A 17057-nucleotide genomic window follows, 5' to 3' on the forward strand; every position below is an offset into this window, starting at 1 on the left:
AAACCGTAAGCTGGGAGTCAAGGAGCGCAGGCACCTTCCGTCGCGATTCGACGAAGGTTTCCTGAATGGCAACGCTCCGCGCTTCGCGCGCATGGACCCGGCGGCAATTCCTGGTCCGCTCCACCTCCAGCCTCGCCGTCGCCTCGTTCGGCACGCTCGCCGCGCCACATCTCTGCCGCGCAGCCGACCGGCCGCGGATCGCAGGCGGTATTCAATCCGGCGATGTCTCCGGCGACTCCGCCGTGATCTGGGCGCGCGCCGATCGTCCCGCGCGAATGCAGGTGGAATGCTCGACCGTCGAGAGTTTCAAGACCATTATCTCGGCAGCTTCGCGCGATGCTCTGCCCGACGCCGATTGCACCGCAAAGCTCCAGCTCGACGATCTGCCGTCCGGCCAGGATATCTTCTACCGCGTGCGCTTCGACGACATCGCGACCGGCATTGCCGGCGAAAGCCGCGTCGGCCATTTCCGCACCGCGCCGGCCGCTCGCCAATCGATCTCGTTCCTGTGGTCCGGCGATGTCGCGGGGCAGGGCTGGGGCATCGACGTCGCGCGCGGCGGTTATCGCAGCTATCGCACCATGCTCGACAACCACCCGGATTTCTTCATCCACTCAGGCGATCACATCTACGCCGATTGCACGGTCCCATCCGAGCAGAAGCTGCCGAACGGCGAGATTTGGCGCAACCTCGTGACCGAGGAAAAGTCCGAGGTTGCTCACACGCTGGCGCAGTTTCGCGGCAATTACAAATACAACCATCTCGACGAGAATTTTCGCGCCTTCCACGCCGAGGTGCCGATGCTCGCGCAATGGGACGACCACGAGGTCACCAACGACTGGTCGCCTACCGGCAGCCATGACGAGGCCGGTTATGAGGACGACGGCACCCCGCGCCTGGTCGCACGCGCCCGCCGTGCCTTCTTCGACTTCATGCCGATCCGCGACATCGGCGCGCGGCAAGGCCGGGTCTATCGCAAGATCGCCTACGGCCCGCTGCTCGACGTCTTCATGATCGACATGCGCAGCTATCGTGACGACAGCTGGAACAAGGGCGGCGATCACCGCGGCTGGATTTTGGGCGCCGAGCAGCTCGCCTGGCTGAAGCGGGAGCTGGCCGCTTCGCGCGCGACCTGGAAGGTGATCGCCGCCGACCTGCCGATCGGCCTGATCAGCCTGGACGCCGTAGCGCTCGGCGATGGGCCGCCCGACCGGCGCGAGCACGAGATTGCCGACCTTCTGGCCTCCATCAAGCGTGCCGGCGTGCGCAATATCGTCTGGCTCACCGCCGACATGCACTACACCGCCGCGCATTGTTACGATCCCGGCAAGGCGCAGTTTCAGGACTTCGAGCCGTTCTGGGAGTTCGTCTCCGGCCCGCTGCACGCCGGCACCTGGGGCCCGGGCGAGCTCGACGATACCTTCGGTCCGGTCGCGATGTACCAGAACGGCTGCAGCGCGGCGCAGGGCGAGAATTTGGCGCCGTGTTTCGGACTGCAGTTCTTCGGCCGTGTCGACATCGACGGCGCCAGCGGCGTGATGACCGTGACTTTGAAGGATGTGGACGATCGCGACCTCTGGTCGGTCGACATCGTGCCGCAGCCGCAAGCGCGCTCGGCCGTGGTGGCGCAGCATTCGTGAGGGACGGCCGGTTCTCTCCGTCATCATGGTCGGGCTTGACCCGGCCATCCACGACTTGGTTTCCGGCACGAAGAACGTGGATGCCCAGGACAAGCCCGGGCATGACGGCGAGGGAACACCTAACCCGATCTTGATTGGCCGCCACCCGCCTCGCTCGTTATACTTGCCGCTCCCGCCACCTCTTTTCCGCCCCCAAAGAGTCTGTTCCCCGCGGCCTCGCCGCGCGACCGGCGGGATGCAATATGTCAGGAGCCTGTTCATGGACAATCTGAAGACACAGGGCATCAGCCTGCCCAAGCTCGGCCTCGGCACCTTTCGCATGCAGGGCGATGCCTGCCGCGCCGCGGTCGAGAGCGCGCTGTCGATCGGCTATCGCCACATCGACACCGCCGAGATGTATGCCAACGAAGAATCGATCGGCGCTGCCCTTGCCGCGGCTCACCTGCCGCGCAGCGAGCTGCATGTCACGACCAAGGTCTGGCATGAGAACCTCAGTCCCGACGCAATCCGCCGCGCCTTCGATGCCAGCCTGAACAAGCTCAGGCTCGATCATGTCGATCTCTACCTGGTGCACTGGCCGTCGAAGGCTGCCAACTGGGGGGCGGTGTTCGAGACCCTGATGAAGATTAAGCAGGAGGGGCGCACGCGGGCGATTGGCGTTGCCAATTTCACCACCGCGCTGCTCAAGATCGCGGTCGAGGACATCAGGGCGCCGATCGCCTGCAACCAGATCGAATATCACGCCATGCTCGATCAATCGAAGGTGCTGGCCTATCTCGCCGCGAAGTCGATCCCGCTGGTGGCCTATTGCCCGCTTGCGCAAGGGCGCGTTGCCTCGGAACCGGTGCTGGCTGAAATCGGAGTCAAGCACAACGCGACCGCCGCGCAGGTGGCGCTGAAATGGCTGCTCGACCAGCCCGGCGTCGCCGCGATTCCGAAGGCCTCGCGCCGGGAGAGCCAGCAGTCCAATCTCGACGCGCTGAAGATCACGCTCGACGAGGCTGATCGCGCAAAAATCGCCGCGCTGCCGAAGGATAGGCGCTGCGTGAATCCGGGCTTTGCTCCGGCTTGGGACTAGCTTCGTTTCAAACGGGCATGGCAGAAATCTTGGGACGGGCAAAGGCGCACTTGCGCCGTGCCCACCAACTCTCCTCAATTACTATGGAAACGGTGGGCACGCTTCCGCCGTCGCTCTTCGAGCAAGGCGGACAAGTCGATTTTCCCACTCTGCAAGTCCGCGCAAAGAAAATGGCCCCGTGAGGGGCCATTTCCAATTGCGCTTTGCGTTAATCCCAGTGGTGGCGATGGCTGCGCTTGATCACCACGACCCTGTTGCGATTGTGCCCACGATGCCAGCCATGGTCGCGGTGGCCGCGGAATTCGGCGCGAGCGCCGTACGGGGCGTGATGATGGTGATAGCCGCCACGCTTGATGACCACGGTCTCCGCGCTTGCCAGCGTCGGCGCCGCGATCGCGAGAGCACCCAGGGCCGCAACGACATAACCAAGCTTCTTCATGATGTCCTCCTCCAATTGAATGCACATCTAAACCGCGCATTTGGGTGAACGTTCCGGAGGAACCACGGGAGAATTCTGAACGCTTGTTTAGGTGGTTAATCGCAGCGTCGCTGTGCGGGCGTCGGCGCGCCGGTGGCCACGTATTTGCCGTCCCTGATCGTGTACTCGCCGCGCTCGCTGCGATTGTAGATCGCGCGGAGGCTGCCGTCCTTGGCCAGCAGCAGCCCGAACTCTCGCGTCTGATGCAGCGAGGGGAAGTACACCATCACATTGAGCAGGCCCTCGGTGCCGACCGTGGCCGACACCACTTCGTTCTCGTCCTTGGCCTCGCCGAAATCGCGCCGGTACATCACCCTTCCGTCTTTCCGGATTTCGTAAGTCAGAAGCGCGCCCTTGTCGCGGTCGGGCCGGGTCGCGCAGTCGACAGCCCATGAGCCGAGCAGGCCCCATTGCTCGACCGTCGCGGTCAGTGTCCCGGCACCTGCCGTGGAGGTGATCGCCGCCCACAGCATCGCAGCCGCGATCCAGCGGCCCAAACAACGCGTCATGTCCTGAAAGAACCCCGCCTCGAAGACTTCCAATGTAGCATCCCGCCCGCCTCCGTCCATGGCCGTCGCCGATCGCTCGCGAATTTGATCCGCGTCAATGAGGCCGGTCTTTTCCGGGGTAGGATGGCGGTCCCGAAGGCGAACCTGGATAGACCAATGCTGAATCAAGTCATGGATTTTGCGGGCGAAGTGCTGCCGGGGAGCTGTGCCGTGCCGCCTTATTCCGAGACCGCGTTTCTGACCGAGCTGGGCGATCGCTTGAAATCCTCGCGCATGCGCTGCGACCTGTCGCGCCGCGAACTGGCCCGCCGTTCCGGGATTTCCGAGCGCTATATCGCCCAGATCGAGGCCGGCAAGGGCAACGTCTCGATCGTCCTTTTGCTGCGGCTGGCCTCCGCGATCCACGGCAGCCAGCCACAGGCGGCCTGACGCTTCGAGGTGACCGCCATGGGGCAGCTCGTACTCGCGGCCAAGGTCACCCACGTTCCATCGTTGATGCTGTCGGAGCAGCCCGGCAACCCCCTACGCAACGCGCGCGAGCCGGCGGTCAAGTCTTTGCGCGAGCTCGGTCGGCGGGCGAAACAGCGCGGCGTCACCTGCTTCGTGGTGTTCGACACCCACTGGCTCTCCAATTTCGGCTACCACATCAATGCCAATGCGCGGCATCGCGGCTCGTTCACAAGCCATGAGGCGCCGCAAATGATTCAGGATCTGCGCTACGATTTGCCGGGTGATACGCCCCTGGCCGCAGCCATCGCTGCCAGGGCCGGGGACGCCGGCCTGAACGTGATCGCCCATCAGGTGGCCAGCCTCGGGCTCGAATACGGCACCATCGTGCCGATGCAGTACATGAACCCGGACGGTTTCGCGAAGGTCGTCTCGGTCGCCTCGCCGCTCTTCACCTCATTCGAGGAGAGCCGGATTCTCGGTGAAGCGGTCCGACGCGCCATCGATGACTCCGATGAACGGGTCGCGATCCTCGCCAGCGGTTCGCTCTCGCATCGGCTCTGGCCGAACAAGAAGCTAGGCCCCGAGGCCTGGACGTCGGTCGCCAGCGAGTTCAACCGTCAGGTCGACCTGCGCGTGCTCGAGCTGTGGCAGAGCCGCCGCTATCGCGAATTCCTCGACATGCTTCCGGACTACGCCACCAAGTGCAACGGCGAAGGCGGCATGGCCGACACGATCATGCTGTTCGCCGCGCTCGGCTGGTATGATTACAGCGGCGCCGCCGAGCAGCTTTGCGAATATTTTCCTTCGTCCGGCAGCGGCCAGGTCAACGTGGAGTTTCACGTCGAGGCGTGAGGGCGGCCTCAGGCCCGTTTCTCCACATTGGCGCTGCGGGCCGGCACGCCGAATTCCTTGCGGCAGACCTCGGCCAGCACGGCGACGCCCTCGCGGATTTGCTGATGCGTCGGGCTTGCAAAGCACAGCCTGAGGCGCGAGCTGGAATGGCTCTTGTCGGTCGACCATTCCGGTCCCGGATTGATCGAGACGCCGGCGGCGAGCGCGGCCTGATACAGCTTCAGCGTATCGACCTGATCGGGCAGCTTCACCCACAGGAAGATGCCGCCCTTGGGCTCCTCGAACTCGGCGGCGGTGCCGAACTGCTCGTTCAGCGCCTCCATCAGCGTGTCGAGCTTGATGCGCAGCGCCTTGGTCAGGGCCGGCACATGGCTCGCGAAATGCGGCTTGCAATAGGCGGCGAGCACCATCTGCTCCAGCGCGCCGGAGCCGGCATCCGTCTTCAGCGCCAGCATCCGCGACATCACCTCCCATGGCGCCACGATGAAGCCGACGCGCAGCGCCGGCGCGATCGATTTGGAGAACGAGCCGATATGGATCACGCCGCCATTCGGGCTCATCGCATGGATCGCGCGCGGCCGCTGCCCCGACCAGACCAGGTCGGCATAGCAGTCGTCCTCGAAGATCGGCACGCCATACTCGGTCGCGAGCCGTACCAGCTCCGCGCGGCGGCTCTCGGGCATGATGCTGCCGGTCGGATTCTGTACCGTCGGGATGGTGTAGATGTATTTCGGACGGATGCCGCGGCTCTTCAGGTCAGCCAGCGTGGCGGCCAGCGCGTCCATGCGCATGCCGTCCTCGTCGAGGGGGACGCCGACGACGTTGACGCCGAGCCGCGCCAGGCGGGTCAGCGAGCCCTGATAGCTGTCCTGCTCGAAGATCACGGTGTCGCCGCGCGTCAGCAGCGTCGCGTTGACGAGGTCGAGCGCCTGGAGCGAGCCGGACACGATCATGAGATCGTCGACGGTACACGTGATGCCGGCATCGCGCTTGAGTTTCGTCACCAGGAATTCGCGTAGCGGCAGGTAGCCCTGCGGCCCATGCGCCAGTCCGTAGGTGGCGAGTGAGCGGCCTTCGCGTTGCAGCGCGAGGTTGGTCGCCTCGATCAGCCCCTCGAGCGGCAGTTGCTCGGAATCATTGTTGCCGCCCACGAAACTGTACTTGGCAAGGCCCGTCCAGCGCGCAGAAGGGGCCGGCAGCCCTGCCGGAAACAGGGGTGCGAAATCGAAGCTGGACGTCATGGGAGCGTTCCTCGTTTTGTTCTTGTTGAGCGGCCGGCGTTGCGCCGGCCTTACTTTTTGCCGGCCGTCCTGGTCGGACGGCCCTGGCTGATGAAAGCGTAATGCGCGTTGGCGACGCCGCCAACCATCAGGGCCTCGATCGCGGGCTCGGCGATCTCGCCTGTCGCGGCCCAGTCGACCAGGAAATTGGCCCCGGTCCCGCCGCGCACGTCATCGGTCGGAATGAAGATCGAGACGGTGGCCAGCGGCCTCAAGGCCACCGGCGCCTTCAGATAGCTCTCGACCTGCTTGCCTGCGGTGTCGAAATAGGCGATGCGTCTGATCACCAGTGCTTGCGTCTCGGAGGCGTTGTGAACACTCAAGGTCACCGAGAAGTCGACGCGCAGCTTGCCCTGGCTCATGGCGACGCTGGAATAGGCAGGCACGTAGAATCCACCGGAGACGGCGAGTTCCTCCTTCGGCAGCGCGGTGAGGGAATCGGCAAAGTTCTGTTCGATATTGACCTTGGATTGTGCGGCGGCGGGCGCGGCGGAGGCGAGGGGGCATAGCAGCATTGCTGCGAACAGCCCTTTGCGCATGTGACGAATTGCTCGGTTGCCGCGCCGCAACCTGTCTCTAGGGTGCGGCAAAACGGACCAATTTGGTATGCACGAGCTCATTCGCGACATCACTCTCTGTATCCTGTTTGCCTGGATGCTGGGCCTGCTCGCCCATTTCTCCCGGCAACCGCTGATCCTGGCCTATCTTATCGCCGGCTTCTGCATAGGTCCATTCGGCGCCGGCTGGGTCCACTCGCAGGAATCGATCAGCGTCATCTCCGAACTCGGCCTGATCTTCATGCTGTTCATGATCGGGCTGGAGATCGACCTGAAGAAGATCGTGCGGGCGGGAAAGGTGATCCTGTTTGCGGCGGGCGGCCAGCTGCTCGGCGGTTGCCTGCTCGGGGTCCTGTTCTTCGCCGGCATCGGCCTGTCGCTCGGCGGCGGGCGGTTCGATGCGGTCTATCTCTGCGTCGCCTGCGCGCTGTCGAGCACCGTGATCATCGTCAAGGTGCTCTACGAGAAGCGCGAGCTCGACACGCTGCCGGGGCGCATCACGCTCGGCGTGCTGGTGCTCCAGGACATCTTCGCCATCCTGTTCCTGGCGGTGCAGCCGAGCCTTGCCAATCTGGAAGCCAGCGTCATCCTGCTCTCGATCGGCCGCGTCGCGGTGCTGGTTGCCGCCGCGCTGCTGGTCAGCCGCTACGTGCTGCCGCGGCTGTTCCACCAGATCGCCCGCCGGCCCGAGTTGATCCTGCTCGGCGCGCTGGCCTGGTGCTTTCTCGTGGCCGAAACCGCCGAGCGGCTGTCGCTGTCGCGCGAGATGGGCGCCCTGATCGCAGGCGTCTCGCTCTCGACCTTTCCCTATGCGCTCGACGTCACCGCCAAGGTCACCACGCTGCGCGACTTCTTCATCACCCTGTTCTTCGTCGCGCTCGGCATGACCATTCCCGTGCCCGGCCTCTCCGTGATCGGGCTGGCGCTGATGATCGCGGCTTTCACGGTGGTCAGCCGTCTCGTCACCACGTTCACGCCGCTCTATCTGATGAAGCAGGGCCTGCGCGCCAGCCTGTTGCCGGCGCTCAACCTCGCCCAGATCTCCGAATTCTCACTGGTGGTGATCCAGACCGGCATCGCCGCCAACCACATCGCCCCGGAGACGGCCAATGCCGCCTCCTTCGCCTTCGTGGTGCTGGCGGTGCTCTCGACCTTCGCGATGAGCCGCAGCGACGAGATCACCCGCTGGGCGATCGGCCCCCTGAAGCGGATCGGCCTGCGCGATCTCGACCATGGCAACGGCCATGGGGAGGAGGGGCACGAGGGCGGCCATGGCGAGGCTCGCCGCATCGTCATCCTCGGCTTTTTCCGTGCGGCGAGCGCGCTGCTGGCCGAGATCGAACGGCAGACGCCGGTGCTCTTGGAGCAGATCACGGTGATCGACTTCAACCCCAATGTGTACCAGACGTTGTTGTCGCGCGGCCTGCACGTGATCTATGGCGACATCAGCAGTGCGGATACGCTGCTCCATGCCGGGGTCGGCAAGTCCGAGATGATCATCCTCAGCGTGCCGGATTCGCTGCTGAAGGGCGCCAGCAACGAGAAGCTGGTCCGACACGTCCGCACCCTGAACCCCACCGCCATGATCGTTGCCACGGCCGATCTGCTGTCGGACGTGGAGGAGCTCTATGCGGCCGGTGCCAGCTACGTCACCGTGACCCGGCTCAGCGACGCCCGTGAACTGTTTACCGTGATCGAGGCCGCGCAGGCCGGCCTGCTCGCCGACAAGCGCGCCGAGCTCGACCAGCGGCTCGGCGAGCGCCGCGAAGTGCTGCCCTGACGGGCGCCGGAAATCCCTGGTATCTTCGGTGCAAGCCTGTCCCGCCTTGGCAGGCCTGCCCGCGGCATATGCGGTTGCGTCCAGGACACTAGCGTCCCGGCCCAAGTCCGGCTAAGCCTCCCGCTCATAACCGATAGAGATTGGGACATGCCCGATAGCGTCCAGGAAGTCTTGCAGGCCTTTGCCCGGGGTGAGCTCGTCGTCGTCACCGACGACGATGACCGTGAGGGCGAGGGCGACCTCATTGTCGCCGCCTCGCTCTGCACCGCCGAGAAGATGGCGTTCATCATCCGCCACACCTCCGGCATCGTCTGCGCGCCCGTGACCTCCGAGGACGCGCGTCGGCTGCGGCTCGATCCGATGGTCGCCCACAACGATTCCGCGCACACCACGGCGTTCACGGTGTCGATCGACTACAAGCCCGACGGCGGCACTGGCATTTCTGCCGAGGAGCGCGCCTCCTGTTGCCGCGCGCTGTCCAATCCCAATGCCGGTGCCAATGATTTCGCACGCCCCGGCCACATCTTTCCGCTGATCGCCAAGGACGGCGGCGTGCTGCTGCGCTCGGGCCATACCGAGGCCGCCGTCGATCTCTGCAAGCTCTCCGGCCTGCCGCCGGTCGGCGTCATCAGCGAATTGATGAACGACGACGGCAGCGTGATGAAGGGCGAGCAGGTCGCCCGCTTCGCGGCCAAGCACAAGCTCAAGCACGTCACCATCGCGGACATGATCGCCTACCGCCAGGCGCGCGAGAAGCTGATCGAGCGGGTCTCGACCTTCGTCACCGAAAGCCCGATCGGCCCCTTGCAGGGCTATGCCTATCGTTCGCCGTTCGATTCCATCGCCCACGTCGCGTTCGTCTACAACGGCGTCGGCGACGGCAAGAACGTGCTGACGCGCTTTCACAAGCCGAACATCGTCAAGGACATCTTCACCGGCCACAAGCGCATGGCCGCCGTGCTCGAGCAATTCAAGAAGTCCGGCCGTGGCGTGCTGGTCTATTTGCGCGACGGCGCGGCCGGTGTGCCCGTGGCGGCGCTGCCGGACGAGTCTGCGTCGGAAGCCGACCGCAACCGCCAGTGGCGCGAGGTCGGCGTCGGTGCGCAGATCCTGCGCGACCTCGGCGTCACCTCGATCCGGCATCTCACCTCCTCGGTGCACGACTACAAGGGCCTGTCGGGCTTCGGCATCGAGATCGTCGCCAACGAGCAGCTCGAAAGCTGACGACGCCGTTGCCGGGCTCGCGCCGTTGCGCGCCCCGGAATGACCGAAATCAGGATGCAATTGCACTTGTTGCCGCGGCGCTTTAGTTTGTCGGGCAAATTTGACGGAACCAGACGAAAGGACGTTTCATGAGCGTGCGCCCCCAGGCCAAGGACAAGCCGGCTGCGGCTTCTTTCCAGTGGGATGATCCGTTCCTGCTCGACGAGCAGCTGACCGAAGACGAGCGCATGGTGCGCGACACCGCCCGCGCCTACGCCCAGGACAAGCTGCTGCCGCGCGTCACCAAGGCCTATCTCGAGGAGAAGACCGACCGCGAGATCTTCAACGAGATGGGCGAACTCGGCCTGATCGGCATCACGCTGCCGGAGGAATATGGCTGCGCCAACGCGAGCTACGTCGCCTATGGCCTCGTCGCGCGCGAGATCGAGCGGGTCGATTCCGGCTATCGCTCGATGAACTCGGTGCAGTCCTCGCTGGTGATGTACCCGATCTACGCCTATGGCGACGAGAACCAGCGCAAGAAATACCTGCCGAAGCTCGCCAGCGGCGAGTGGGTCGGCTGCTTCGGCCTGACCGAGCCGGATGCCGGCTCGGATCCGGCCGGCATGAAGACGCGTGCCGAGAAGGTCGCGGACGGCTATCGCCTCACCGGCAGCAAGATGTGGATCTCGAACGCGCCGATCGCCGACGTGTTCGTGGTCTGGGCCAAGTCGGCAGCGCACGACAACCAGATCCGCGGCTTCGTGCTGGAGAAGGGCATGAAGGGCCTGTCCGCGCCGAAGATCGGCGGCAAGCTGTCGCTTCGGGCCTCCATCACCGGCGAGGTCGTGATGGACGGCGTCGTCGTTCCGGAAGACGCGCTGCTGCCCAACGTCTCCGGCCTCAAGGGTCCGTTCGGCTGCCTCAACCGCGCCCGCTACGGCATCTCCTGGGGCGTGCTCGGCGCGGCCGAGGATTGCATGCATCGCGCGCGCCAGTACACGCTCGACCGCAAGCAGTTCGGCAGGCCGCTCGCCGCGACCCAGCTGGTGCAGAAGAAGCTTGCCGACATGCAGACCGAGATCGCGCTCGGCCTGCAGGGCTCGCTTCGCGTCGGCCGCCTGATGGACGAGGGCAAGTTCGCGCCCGAGATGATCTCGATCATGAAGCGCAACAATTGCGGCAAGGCCCTCGATATCGCCCGCGTCTCGCGCGACATGCACGGCGGCAACGGCATCTCGATCGAGTACCACGTGATGCGCCACGTCCATAACCTCGAGACGGTCAACACCTACGAGGGCACCCACGACGTCCACGCGCTGATCCTCGGCCGCGCCATCACGGGCATTCAGGCGTTCTTCTGATCCAGCACACCTCGGCATGGGATGCGACTGAACTCGCCAATTGCGTCATGGCCGGGCAGAAGCGCGAAGCGCGTGCTTCGCGCTAGATGTCCCGGCCATCCACGTCTTAAACCACGCGAAGAACGTGGATGCCCGGCACAAGGCCGGGCATGACGAAGTCCGCAAGGAATGAGCAAGCCATGTCCGACAATGACGACGTCCCGTTCAACCGCAACTTTCCACTGAAGGCGGGAATCGTCGAGGAAGTCCGGCCCGGCGTGCGCCGCGTGCTCTGCAACAATCCGAGCCCGTTCACCTTCACCGGCACGGTCAGCTACATCGTAGGTCGGGGCAATGTCGCGATCATCGATCCCGGTCCGGACGACGAGGCCCATGCGGCTGCGCTGCTCGATGCCGTGCGCGGCGAGACCGTGAGCCACATCTTCGTCACCCACACCCACCGGGACCATTCGCCGAACACCGCGCGGATCAAGCAGGCGACCGGCGCGCCCGTTTATGCCGAGGGCCCGCACCGCGCCTCGCGCCCGCGTTTCGAGAGCGAAAAGCACAATCCGGAATCCGGCTCCGACCGCGACTTCGTGCCCGATGTGAGGATCGCTCATGGCGACGTCGTCGAAGGCGATGGCTGGCGTCTGGAGGCCGTGGCGACGCCGGGGCACACCGCCAATCATCTGGCGTTCGCCTGGCCGGAACGAAAGTTCAACTTCGTCGGCGATCACGTGATGGGCTGGTCCACCTCGATCGTGGCGCCGCCCGACGGCTCGATGATCGACTACATGGACTCGCTCGACCGGCTCGCCGCACGCGAGGAGGATCTCTATTTCTCCGGCCACGGCCCCGAGATTCCCGACGGCCAGCGCTTCGTGCGCTTCCTGATCCGCCACCGCAAGGCGCGCGAGGCCTCGATCCTGCACCGCCTCGCCAAGGGCGAGACCGACATCCCCACGATGGTCCGCGCGATCTATATCGGTATCGATCCGAGGCTGACGACGGCGGCAGGCTATTCCGTGCTGGCGCACCTCGAAGATTTGGTCGCCCGCGGCGTGGTCACGACGGATGGTGATCCCGTGATTGGCGGGATGTACCGGATGGCGTAGGAGCGAATGGCGAATAGGGAGTAGCGAATAAGTGCTTTCCACTCGCTATTCGCTACTGCCCATTCGCCAATCTCACTTTTTCACCGTCTTCGCCGGCGCCTTCGGCGCCACCGGGGTCTTCTTCACCGGCTTGAGCGCGTCGGCATCGGCGGCGGTGTTGAGATCATCGATGAATTTCTTGACGCGGGCGGCATTGCTGCCGAGATCCCTGTCGAAATTGCGCGAGGCCGAGCGGATGTCGACACGGGAATCGTCGCCGTCCGCCACGAACCTCATCGAAATGTCCTCGCGAAATCCCATGATCGGCGTGCGCGCCACCGCCTCGATGCGGCCGATGCGGCGCGGCGGCTGCGGTGCGCGCTCGTCGATGACGATCCATTTGCGCTTGTTGACGAGCTGCAGCGCGATCGCATAGGCGCGGTCGACGGAAATCTCGAGCTCGACGGGCTCGATATCAGGGTAGAAGTGGCGCTGCTGCTCCGCCGAATAGAGACCGGCATAGACCGCGGGGTTGTTGCCCTCGCCGGTGCGCAGGCGCGCCAGCGCGTCGAAGCGCGGCGGATCGATCGGGTCGGTGGTGATGTCGTAGATCGGCGGCAGCTTGCGATATTGCAAGGCCAGGTAGGCGGGATAGGCCAGGATCGCCCCGTCGATCAGGAACGCGAGCAGGATGCGCGCCATGCCGCGCGAGCCGTTCTGCCAGATCGCGGCAAAGCCGGCGAGCCCGAACAGGATCGACACGCCTGATATCGCGAGCCCGCCGAAGAAGGTCGCAAGCGCCGGCTTCGGCTCCAGGAAATCGAAGCGGACGATGATGATCGAGACCACCACCGCCACCACCGCGAACACGGCCAGATTGCGCGCCCAGCTCGCGAGGCTGGACACGGGCTCCGACTGATAGGGAGCGGAAAACCTGCGGGCCATCGGGTGAGCTCTGCCGGGGTCTTTTGGGGCGGTGCCGGCCGATTGGCGCGACGATGCGCCGTTGAGACCACGGCCCGGAGGCAAATTCAAGGGAGTCCGGGTTGTTACTGCCCGTCATCCCGGGGGCGATGCAGTCATCGTCCCCGGAATGACGCGTGAGGCAGTTACGCCGCCGCGTTCGGGAAGCGGTAATCCTTGAACTGGTCGCGCAGCGCCGTCTTCAGGATCTTTCCGGTGGCGGTGTGCGGGATGCCGTCGACGAAAGCGATGTCGTCGGGCATCCACCATTTGGCGATCTTGCCGTCCATGTATTTCAGGATGTCCTCGCGACTGGCCTGCTGGCCCTGCTTGAGCTGCACGATCAGCAGCGGCCGCTCGTCCCATTTCGGGTGGTAGACACCGATCACGGCGGCCTCGGCCACGGCGGGGTGGCCGACCGCGAGATTTTCCAGCTCGATCGAGGAAATCCACTCGCCGCCGGACTTGATCACATCCTTGGAGCGGTCGGTGATCCGCATGTAGCCGGCCTCGTCGATTGTCGCGACATCGCCGGTGTCGAAGAAGCCGTCTTCGTCGAGAATGTTGGCGTCGACGCGATAATAGGCCTTGGCGACAGCGGGGCCGGAGACCTTGAGGCGGCCAAACGTCTTGCCATCCCAGGGCAGCTCCTTGCCGGCATCGTCGGTGATCTTCATCTCGACCGCGAAGGGCGCGTAGCCCTGCATCTGCAGCACGTCCAGCCGGGCTTCGCCGGTTGCGTTCTGGAACGGCGGCTTCAGCGCCGCGACGCTGCCGATCGGGCTCATCTCGGTCATGCCCCAGGCGTGGCGCACGTTGGAGCCCATGTCGAGGAAGGCCTTGATCATCGAGCGTGGCATCGCCGAGCCGCCGCAGATCACCATCTTCAGGTCCGGCAGCTTGAGATTGTTGGCGGACATGTGCTGCAGCAGCATCAGCCACACCGTCGGCACGCCTGCGGTGTGCGTCACCTTCTCGGTCGAGAGCAGCTCATAGACCGAGGCACCGTCGAGCTTGGCGCCGGGCATGACCAGCTTGGTGCCCTGCGAGGGGGCGGAGAAGGCGATGCCCCAGCTGTTGGCATGGAACAGGGGAACCACCGGAAGCATTGTCTCGGACGCGCTGGTGCCGAGCGCATCGACATTGTTGGCCATCAGCGCATGCAGCACGTTGGAGCGATGCGAATACAGCACACCTTTCGGATCGCCCGTCGTGCCGGACGTGTAGCACATCGCTGCCGCCGTGTTCTCGTCAAAGTCCTTCCATTTGAATTTGCCGTCGGCCTCCGCAATCCAGTCCTCGTAGGCGACGACGTTCTTCAGCGTGGTCTGCGGCATATGCGCCTTGTCGGTCAGAACGACGTACCGCTCCACGCTCGTCAGCTTGTCGGCGATCTTCTCCAGGACCGGAACGAAGGTGATGTCGGTCATCACGATGCGGTCCTGCGCATGGTTGATGATCCAGGCGATCTGCTCGGGGAAAAGGCGGGGATTGACGGTATGGCAGATGGCGCCGATCCCCATGATGCCGTACCAGACTTCGAGATGGCGCCAGGTGTTCCAGGCGATCGTCGCGACACGGTCGCCGAGCTTGATGCCCTCGCGATCCAGCACCTGCGAGACCTTGAGCGCGCGCTTGTGGATCTCGGCGTAAGTGGTGCGATGGATCGGTCCCTCGACCGAGCGTGTGACCACCTCCTGCTTGCCATGGATTTTGGCAGCGTGTTCGATGATCCGGTGGCAGAGCAGGGGCCAATCTTGCATCAAACCAAGCATTCCGACGTTCCTCCGAGAAGTCGCTGGGCGCGTTGTCGCTCTCAGCGTTGGGCCAAAGATTGCCATGGGTTTTAGCGTGCCGGACTTTCGCCGCAAATGGTCTTGTCGCGGCTATATGTCCGCTGGCGCGGCAATGGTTACCGCTGCGCTCGGGCTGTCGCTGGTGCTCGCCGAGAGGGCAGAGGCGCGAAAATATACATCTCCGCTGGACATCTTCGGTATCGCCGCACCTCGGCCGCGCCCCGCGGTTCATTCCGCCAGGATTCCGCTGCCGAGACCGCGCCCCGAGGAGGCGCCCAAGGCCTTGGACGAGAAGGCCTCGGGCGAGGCCCCGCCGGAGCCGGACGGCAAGCCTCTCGCGGACAAGCTTGGCGCCGACAAGCCCGCCGAGGCTGCGGCACCACCCGAGAAGCCGGTCTCCGCCTGCCGTCTGGCGCTGACCGAGGAGATCGCGATCGCGCCCTCCATACCGGATATCCGCGGCCCCGGCGCCTGCGGCGGCGAGGATCTGGTGCGGCTGGAAGCCATCGTGCTGCCGGACAAGCGCAAGGTGACGGTCAAGCCGGCGGCGATCCTTCGCTGCACCATGGCCTCTGCGATCGCCGATTGGCTGCGCAAGGACATGGCGCCGCTGGCCACCAGCCTTGGCTCGACCATTGGCGAACTCGATAATTTCGACAGCTTCGAGTGCCGCGGTCGCAACCGCGTCGCCGGCGCGCTGCTGTCCGAGCACGGCAAGGCCAACGCCCTCGACGTCCGGGGCATCAAGATGGCCAACGGGCAGTCGATCAGCCTCACCGACCGCACCATATCGCGCGAGGTGCGCGAGCAGGTGCTGCATTCGGTCTGCTCACGATTTTCCACCGTGCTCGGCCCGGGCTCGGATTGGTACCATGAGGACCATGTCCATCTCGATCTCGCGCAGCGGCGCAACGACTACCGGATCTGCCAGTGGAACGTCTGGGATCCCCTGCCGCAAATCGCCCCGCTGCTGCCGGCGGAGCGCCCCGAGGAGGCGCCGCCGCGCGAGGTCGCCGCCAAATCCGAGATCAAGCCCGAGACCAAGCCCGAGAAAGGAGCCGAGGACGGAGCGGCGGAGAAGCCGGCGGCCAATGTCGGCAAGTCCCAGCCGCACAAGCCGGCAACAAAAAAGCGCCGGTGAAACCGGCGCTTTTGGATCTCGGAGATCAGCAGGCGATCAGTAGCTGCCCGCCTGGCCGGTCTGGCTGCCGCCGAGCGCCAGCCGCGAATTGTACGGCGAGTCGCCGTGCTTCGGCTCGAGCACCACGACGAGGGTGCCGACCTTGACGCGATCGTAGAGATCGATCGCGTCCTCGTTGGTCAGGCGGATGCAGCCTGACGAGATCGAGGCGCCGATATATTCCGGCTGGTTGGTGCCGTGGATGCGGAACAAGGTGTCTTTGCCGCCGGAGTAAAGGTAGATCGCGCGAGAGCCCATCGGATTGTCCGGACCGGGTGCGACATAGGTCGGCACGCCCAGGCGCGAAATTTCGCCGGGGGTGGGGTGCCAGGCCGGCCACTCGGTCTTGCTGCCTACCTTGGCGATGCCCGACCAGGCCATGGCCTCTTCGCCGACGGTAATGCCGTAACGGATCGCCTTGCCCCCATCCAGCACGTAATAGAGATAATGGTTGTCGGAATCGACCACGATCGAGCCCGGCGATTCCTTGCGATGGTAATCGACGATGGCGCGGCGGAATGGCTCGGCAACCGGGGTGTTCTCATACCGGACCTTGGCGAGCAGTTCCTTGTCCTTCGGCTTGAAGGCCTTGGTGTCGGTCGCCTCGAAATGCGTGGCCTGCATGCAGCCCGACAGCATCAGGCCGGCGGCCAGAATTCCCAACTTAACTTTCAGCGACGACATGATTTGGTTCCAATCAAAGCAATACCGTGCAGAAGGCCTGAGCTTTAACGCCCAAGTTCCTCGACTCCGTTAATCCCATTATCGTTGAAATCTGCCACAATTCCAGCACTGAAGGGCTTATCCCGCGCTGCGAGACCCCAGCTGTGGCTTTTCTGCCGCAAATTTTG

General features: G+C 64.7%; 16 protein-coding genes. 9 read left to right on the forward strand and 7 right to left on the reverse strand.

The annotated features are described in order from the left end of the window. Positions 1–65: 65 nt before the first annotated feature. Together IVB24_RS14145 and IVB24_RS14150 are read left to right on the forward strand one after the other, a co-directional pair. Positions 66–1640: an alkaline phosphatase D family protein gene (locus IVB24_RS14145; protein ID WP_247773277.1), complete on the forward strand. Its 1575-nt coding sequence runs from the start codon at positions 66–68 to the stop codon at positions 1638–1640. A gap of 259 nt (positions 1641–1899) precedes the next feature. Further along, positions 1900–2718 carry an aldo/keto reductase gene (locus IVB24_RS14150; RefSeq protein ID WP_247773278.1) on the forward strand — a complete coding sequence of 273 codons (819 nt, stop codon included), beginning with the start codon at positions 1900–1902 and terminating at the stop codon, positions 2716–2718. 208 nt (positions 2719–2926) lie between these two features. Here IVB24_RS14150 and IVB24_RS14155 read toward each other — a convergent pair whose 3' ends face one another. Then, the gene (locus tag IVB24_RS14155) at positions 2927–3157 is read right to left on the reverse strand and encodes a hypothetical protein (protein WP_247773280.1); all 231 of its coding nucleotides are present in this window, start codon (positions 3155–3157) and stop codon (positions 2927–2929) included. A 95-nt stretch (positions 3158–3252) separates the two neighbouring features. Next, positions 3253–3705, reverse strand: a complete 453-nt coding sequence (locus tag IVB24_RS14160) for a hypothetical protein (RefSeq protein ID WP_247773281.1) — start codon at positions 3703–3705, stop codon at positions 3253–3255. A gap of 156 nt (positions 3706–3861) precedes the next feature. Between IVB24_RS14160 and IVB24_RS14165 the strand changes: the two genes are divergently transcribed. Continuing rightward, positions 3862–4134, forward strand: a complete 273-nt coding sequence (locus tag IVB24_RS14165; protein ID WP_140477675.1) for a helix-turn-helix domain-containing protein — start codon at positions 3862–3864, stop codon at positions 4132–4134. Positions 4135–4152: 18 nt separating this feature from the next. After that, complete coding sequence (gene hpaD, locus IVB24_RS14170; protein ID WP_247773282.1) at positions 4153–5007, forward strand: 3,4-dihydroxyphenylacetate 2,3-dioxygenase; 855 nt, start codon at positions 4153–4155, stop codon at positions 5005–5007. Between the two features lie 8 nt (positions 5008–5015). Here hpaD and IVB24_RS14175 read toward each other — a convergent pair whose 3' ends face one another. Then, on the reverse strand, positions 5016–6248 hold the full coding sequence (locus tag IVB24_RS14175) for a PLP-dependent aminotransferase family protein (protein ID WP_247773284.1): 1233 nt from the start codon (positions 6246–6248) through the stop codon (positions 5016–5018). A gap of 50 nt (positions 6249–6298) precedes the next feature. Continuing rightward, positions 6299–6826 carry a DUF3124 domain-containing protein gene (locus IVB24_RS14180; protein WP_247773285.1) on the reverse strand — a complete coding sequence of 176 codons (528 nt, stop codon included), beginning with the start codon at positions 6824–6826 and terminating at the stop codon, positions 6299–6301. Between the two features lie 67 nt (positions 6827–6893). Here IVB24_RS14180 and IVB24_RS14185 point away from each other — a divergent pair, with 67 nt between their 5' ends. The 4 genes from IVB24_RS14185 to IVB24_RS14200 all read left to right on the forward strand — a co-directional run bounded on the left by IVB24_RS14185 (position 6894) and on the right by IVB24_RS14200 (position 12288). Further along, on the forward strand, positions 6894–8624 hold the full coding sequence (locus IVB24_RS14185) for a cation:proton antiporter (RefSeq protein WP_166466668.1): 1731 nt from the start codon (positions 6894–6896) through the stop codon (positions 8622–8624). Positions 8625–8771: 147 nt separating this feature from the next. Beyond that, positions 8772–9848, forward strand: coding sequence for a 3,4-dihydroxy-2-butanone-4-phosphate synthase (ribB, locus tag IVB24_RS14190; RefSeq protein WP_140477679.1), 1077 nt, complete (start codon positions 8772–8774; stop codon positions 9846–9848). Between the two features lie 128 nt (positions 9849–9976). Beyond that, complete coding sequence (locus IVB24_RS14195) at positions 9977–11191, forward strand: acyl-CoA dehydrogenase (protein WP_094975520.1); 1215 nt, start codon at positions 9977–9979, stop codon at positions 11189–11191. Positions 11192–11370: 179 nt separating this feature from the next. Continuing rightward, the gene (locus IVB24_RS14200) at positions 11371–12288 is read left to right on the forward strand and encodes an MBL fold metallo-hydrolase (RefSeq protein ID WP_247773286.1); all 918 of its coding nucleotides are present in this window, start codon (positions 11371–11373) and stop codon (positions 12286–12288) included. A 72-nt stretch (positions 12289–12360) separates the two neighbouring features. Here the strand turns inward: IVB24_RS14200 and IVB24_RS14205 are convergent, their stop codons facing one another. Then, on the reverse strand, positions 12361–13212 hold the full coding sequence (locus tag IVB24_RS14205; protein ID WP_247773288.1) for a DUF1499 domain-containing protein: 852 nt from the start codon (positions 13210–13212) through the stop codon (positions 12361–12363). Between the two features lie 164 nt (positions 13213–13376). Beyond that, positions 13377–15005, reverse strand: a complete 1629-nt coding sequence (locus tag IVB24_RS14210; RefSeq protein WP_247773290.1) for a fatty-acid--CoA ligase — start codon at positions 15003–15005, stop codon at positions 13377–13379. Between the two features lie 64 nt (positions 15006–15069). Here IVB24_RS14210 and IVB24_RS14215 point away from each other — a divergent pair, with 64 nt between their 5' ends. After that, entirely contained in the window at positions 15070–16167 is a 1098-nt protein-coding gene (locus IVB24_RS14215; protein ID WP_247773292.1) for an extensin family protein, read from the forward strand. A 36-nt stretch (positions 16168–16203) separates the two neighbouring features. Here the strand turns inward: IVB24_RS14215 and IVB24_RS14220 are convergent, their stop codons facing one another. Beyond that, on the reverse strand, positions 16204–16890 hold the full coding sequence (locus tag IVB24_RS14220) for a L,D-transpeptidase (RefSeq protein WP_094975515.1): 687 nt from the start codon (positions 16888–16890) through the stop codon (positions 16204–16206). Between the last annotated feature and the right edge of the window lie 167 nt (positions 16891–17057).

Origin of the sequence: Bradyrhizobium sp. 192 (assembly GCF_023100965.1) — a bacterium.
Classification (GTDB): domain Bacteria; phylum Pseudomonadota; class Alphaproteobacteria; order Rhizobiales; family Xanthobacteraceae; genus Bradyrhizobium; species Bradyrhizobium symbiodeficiens.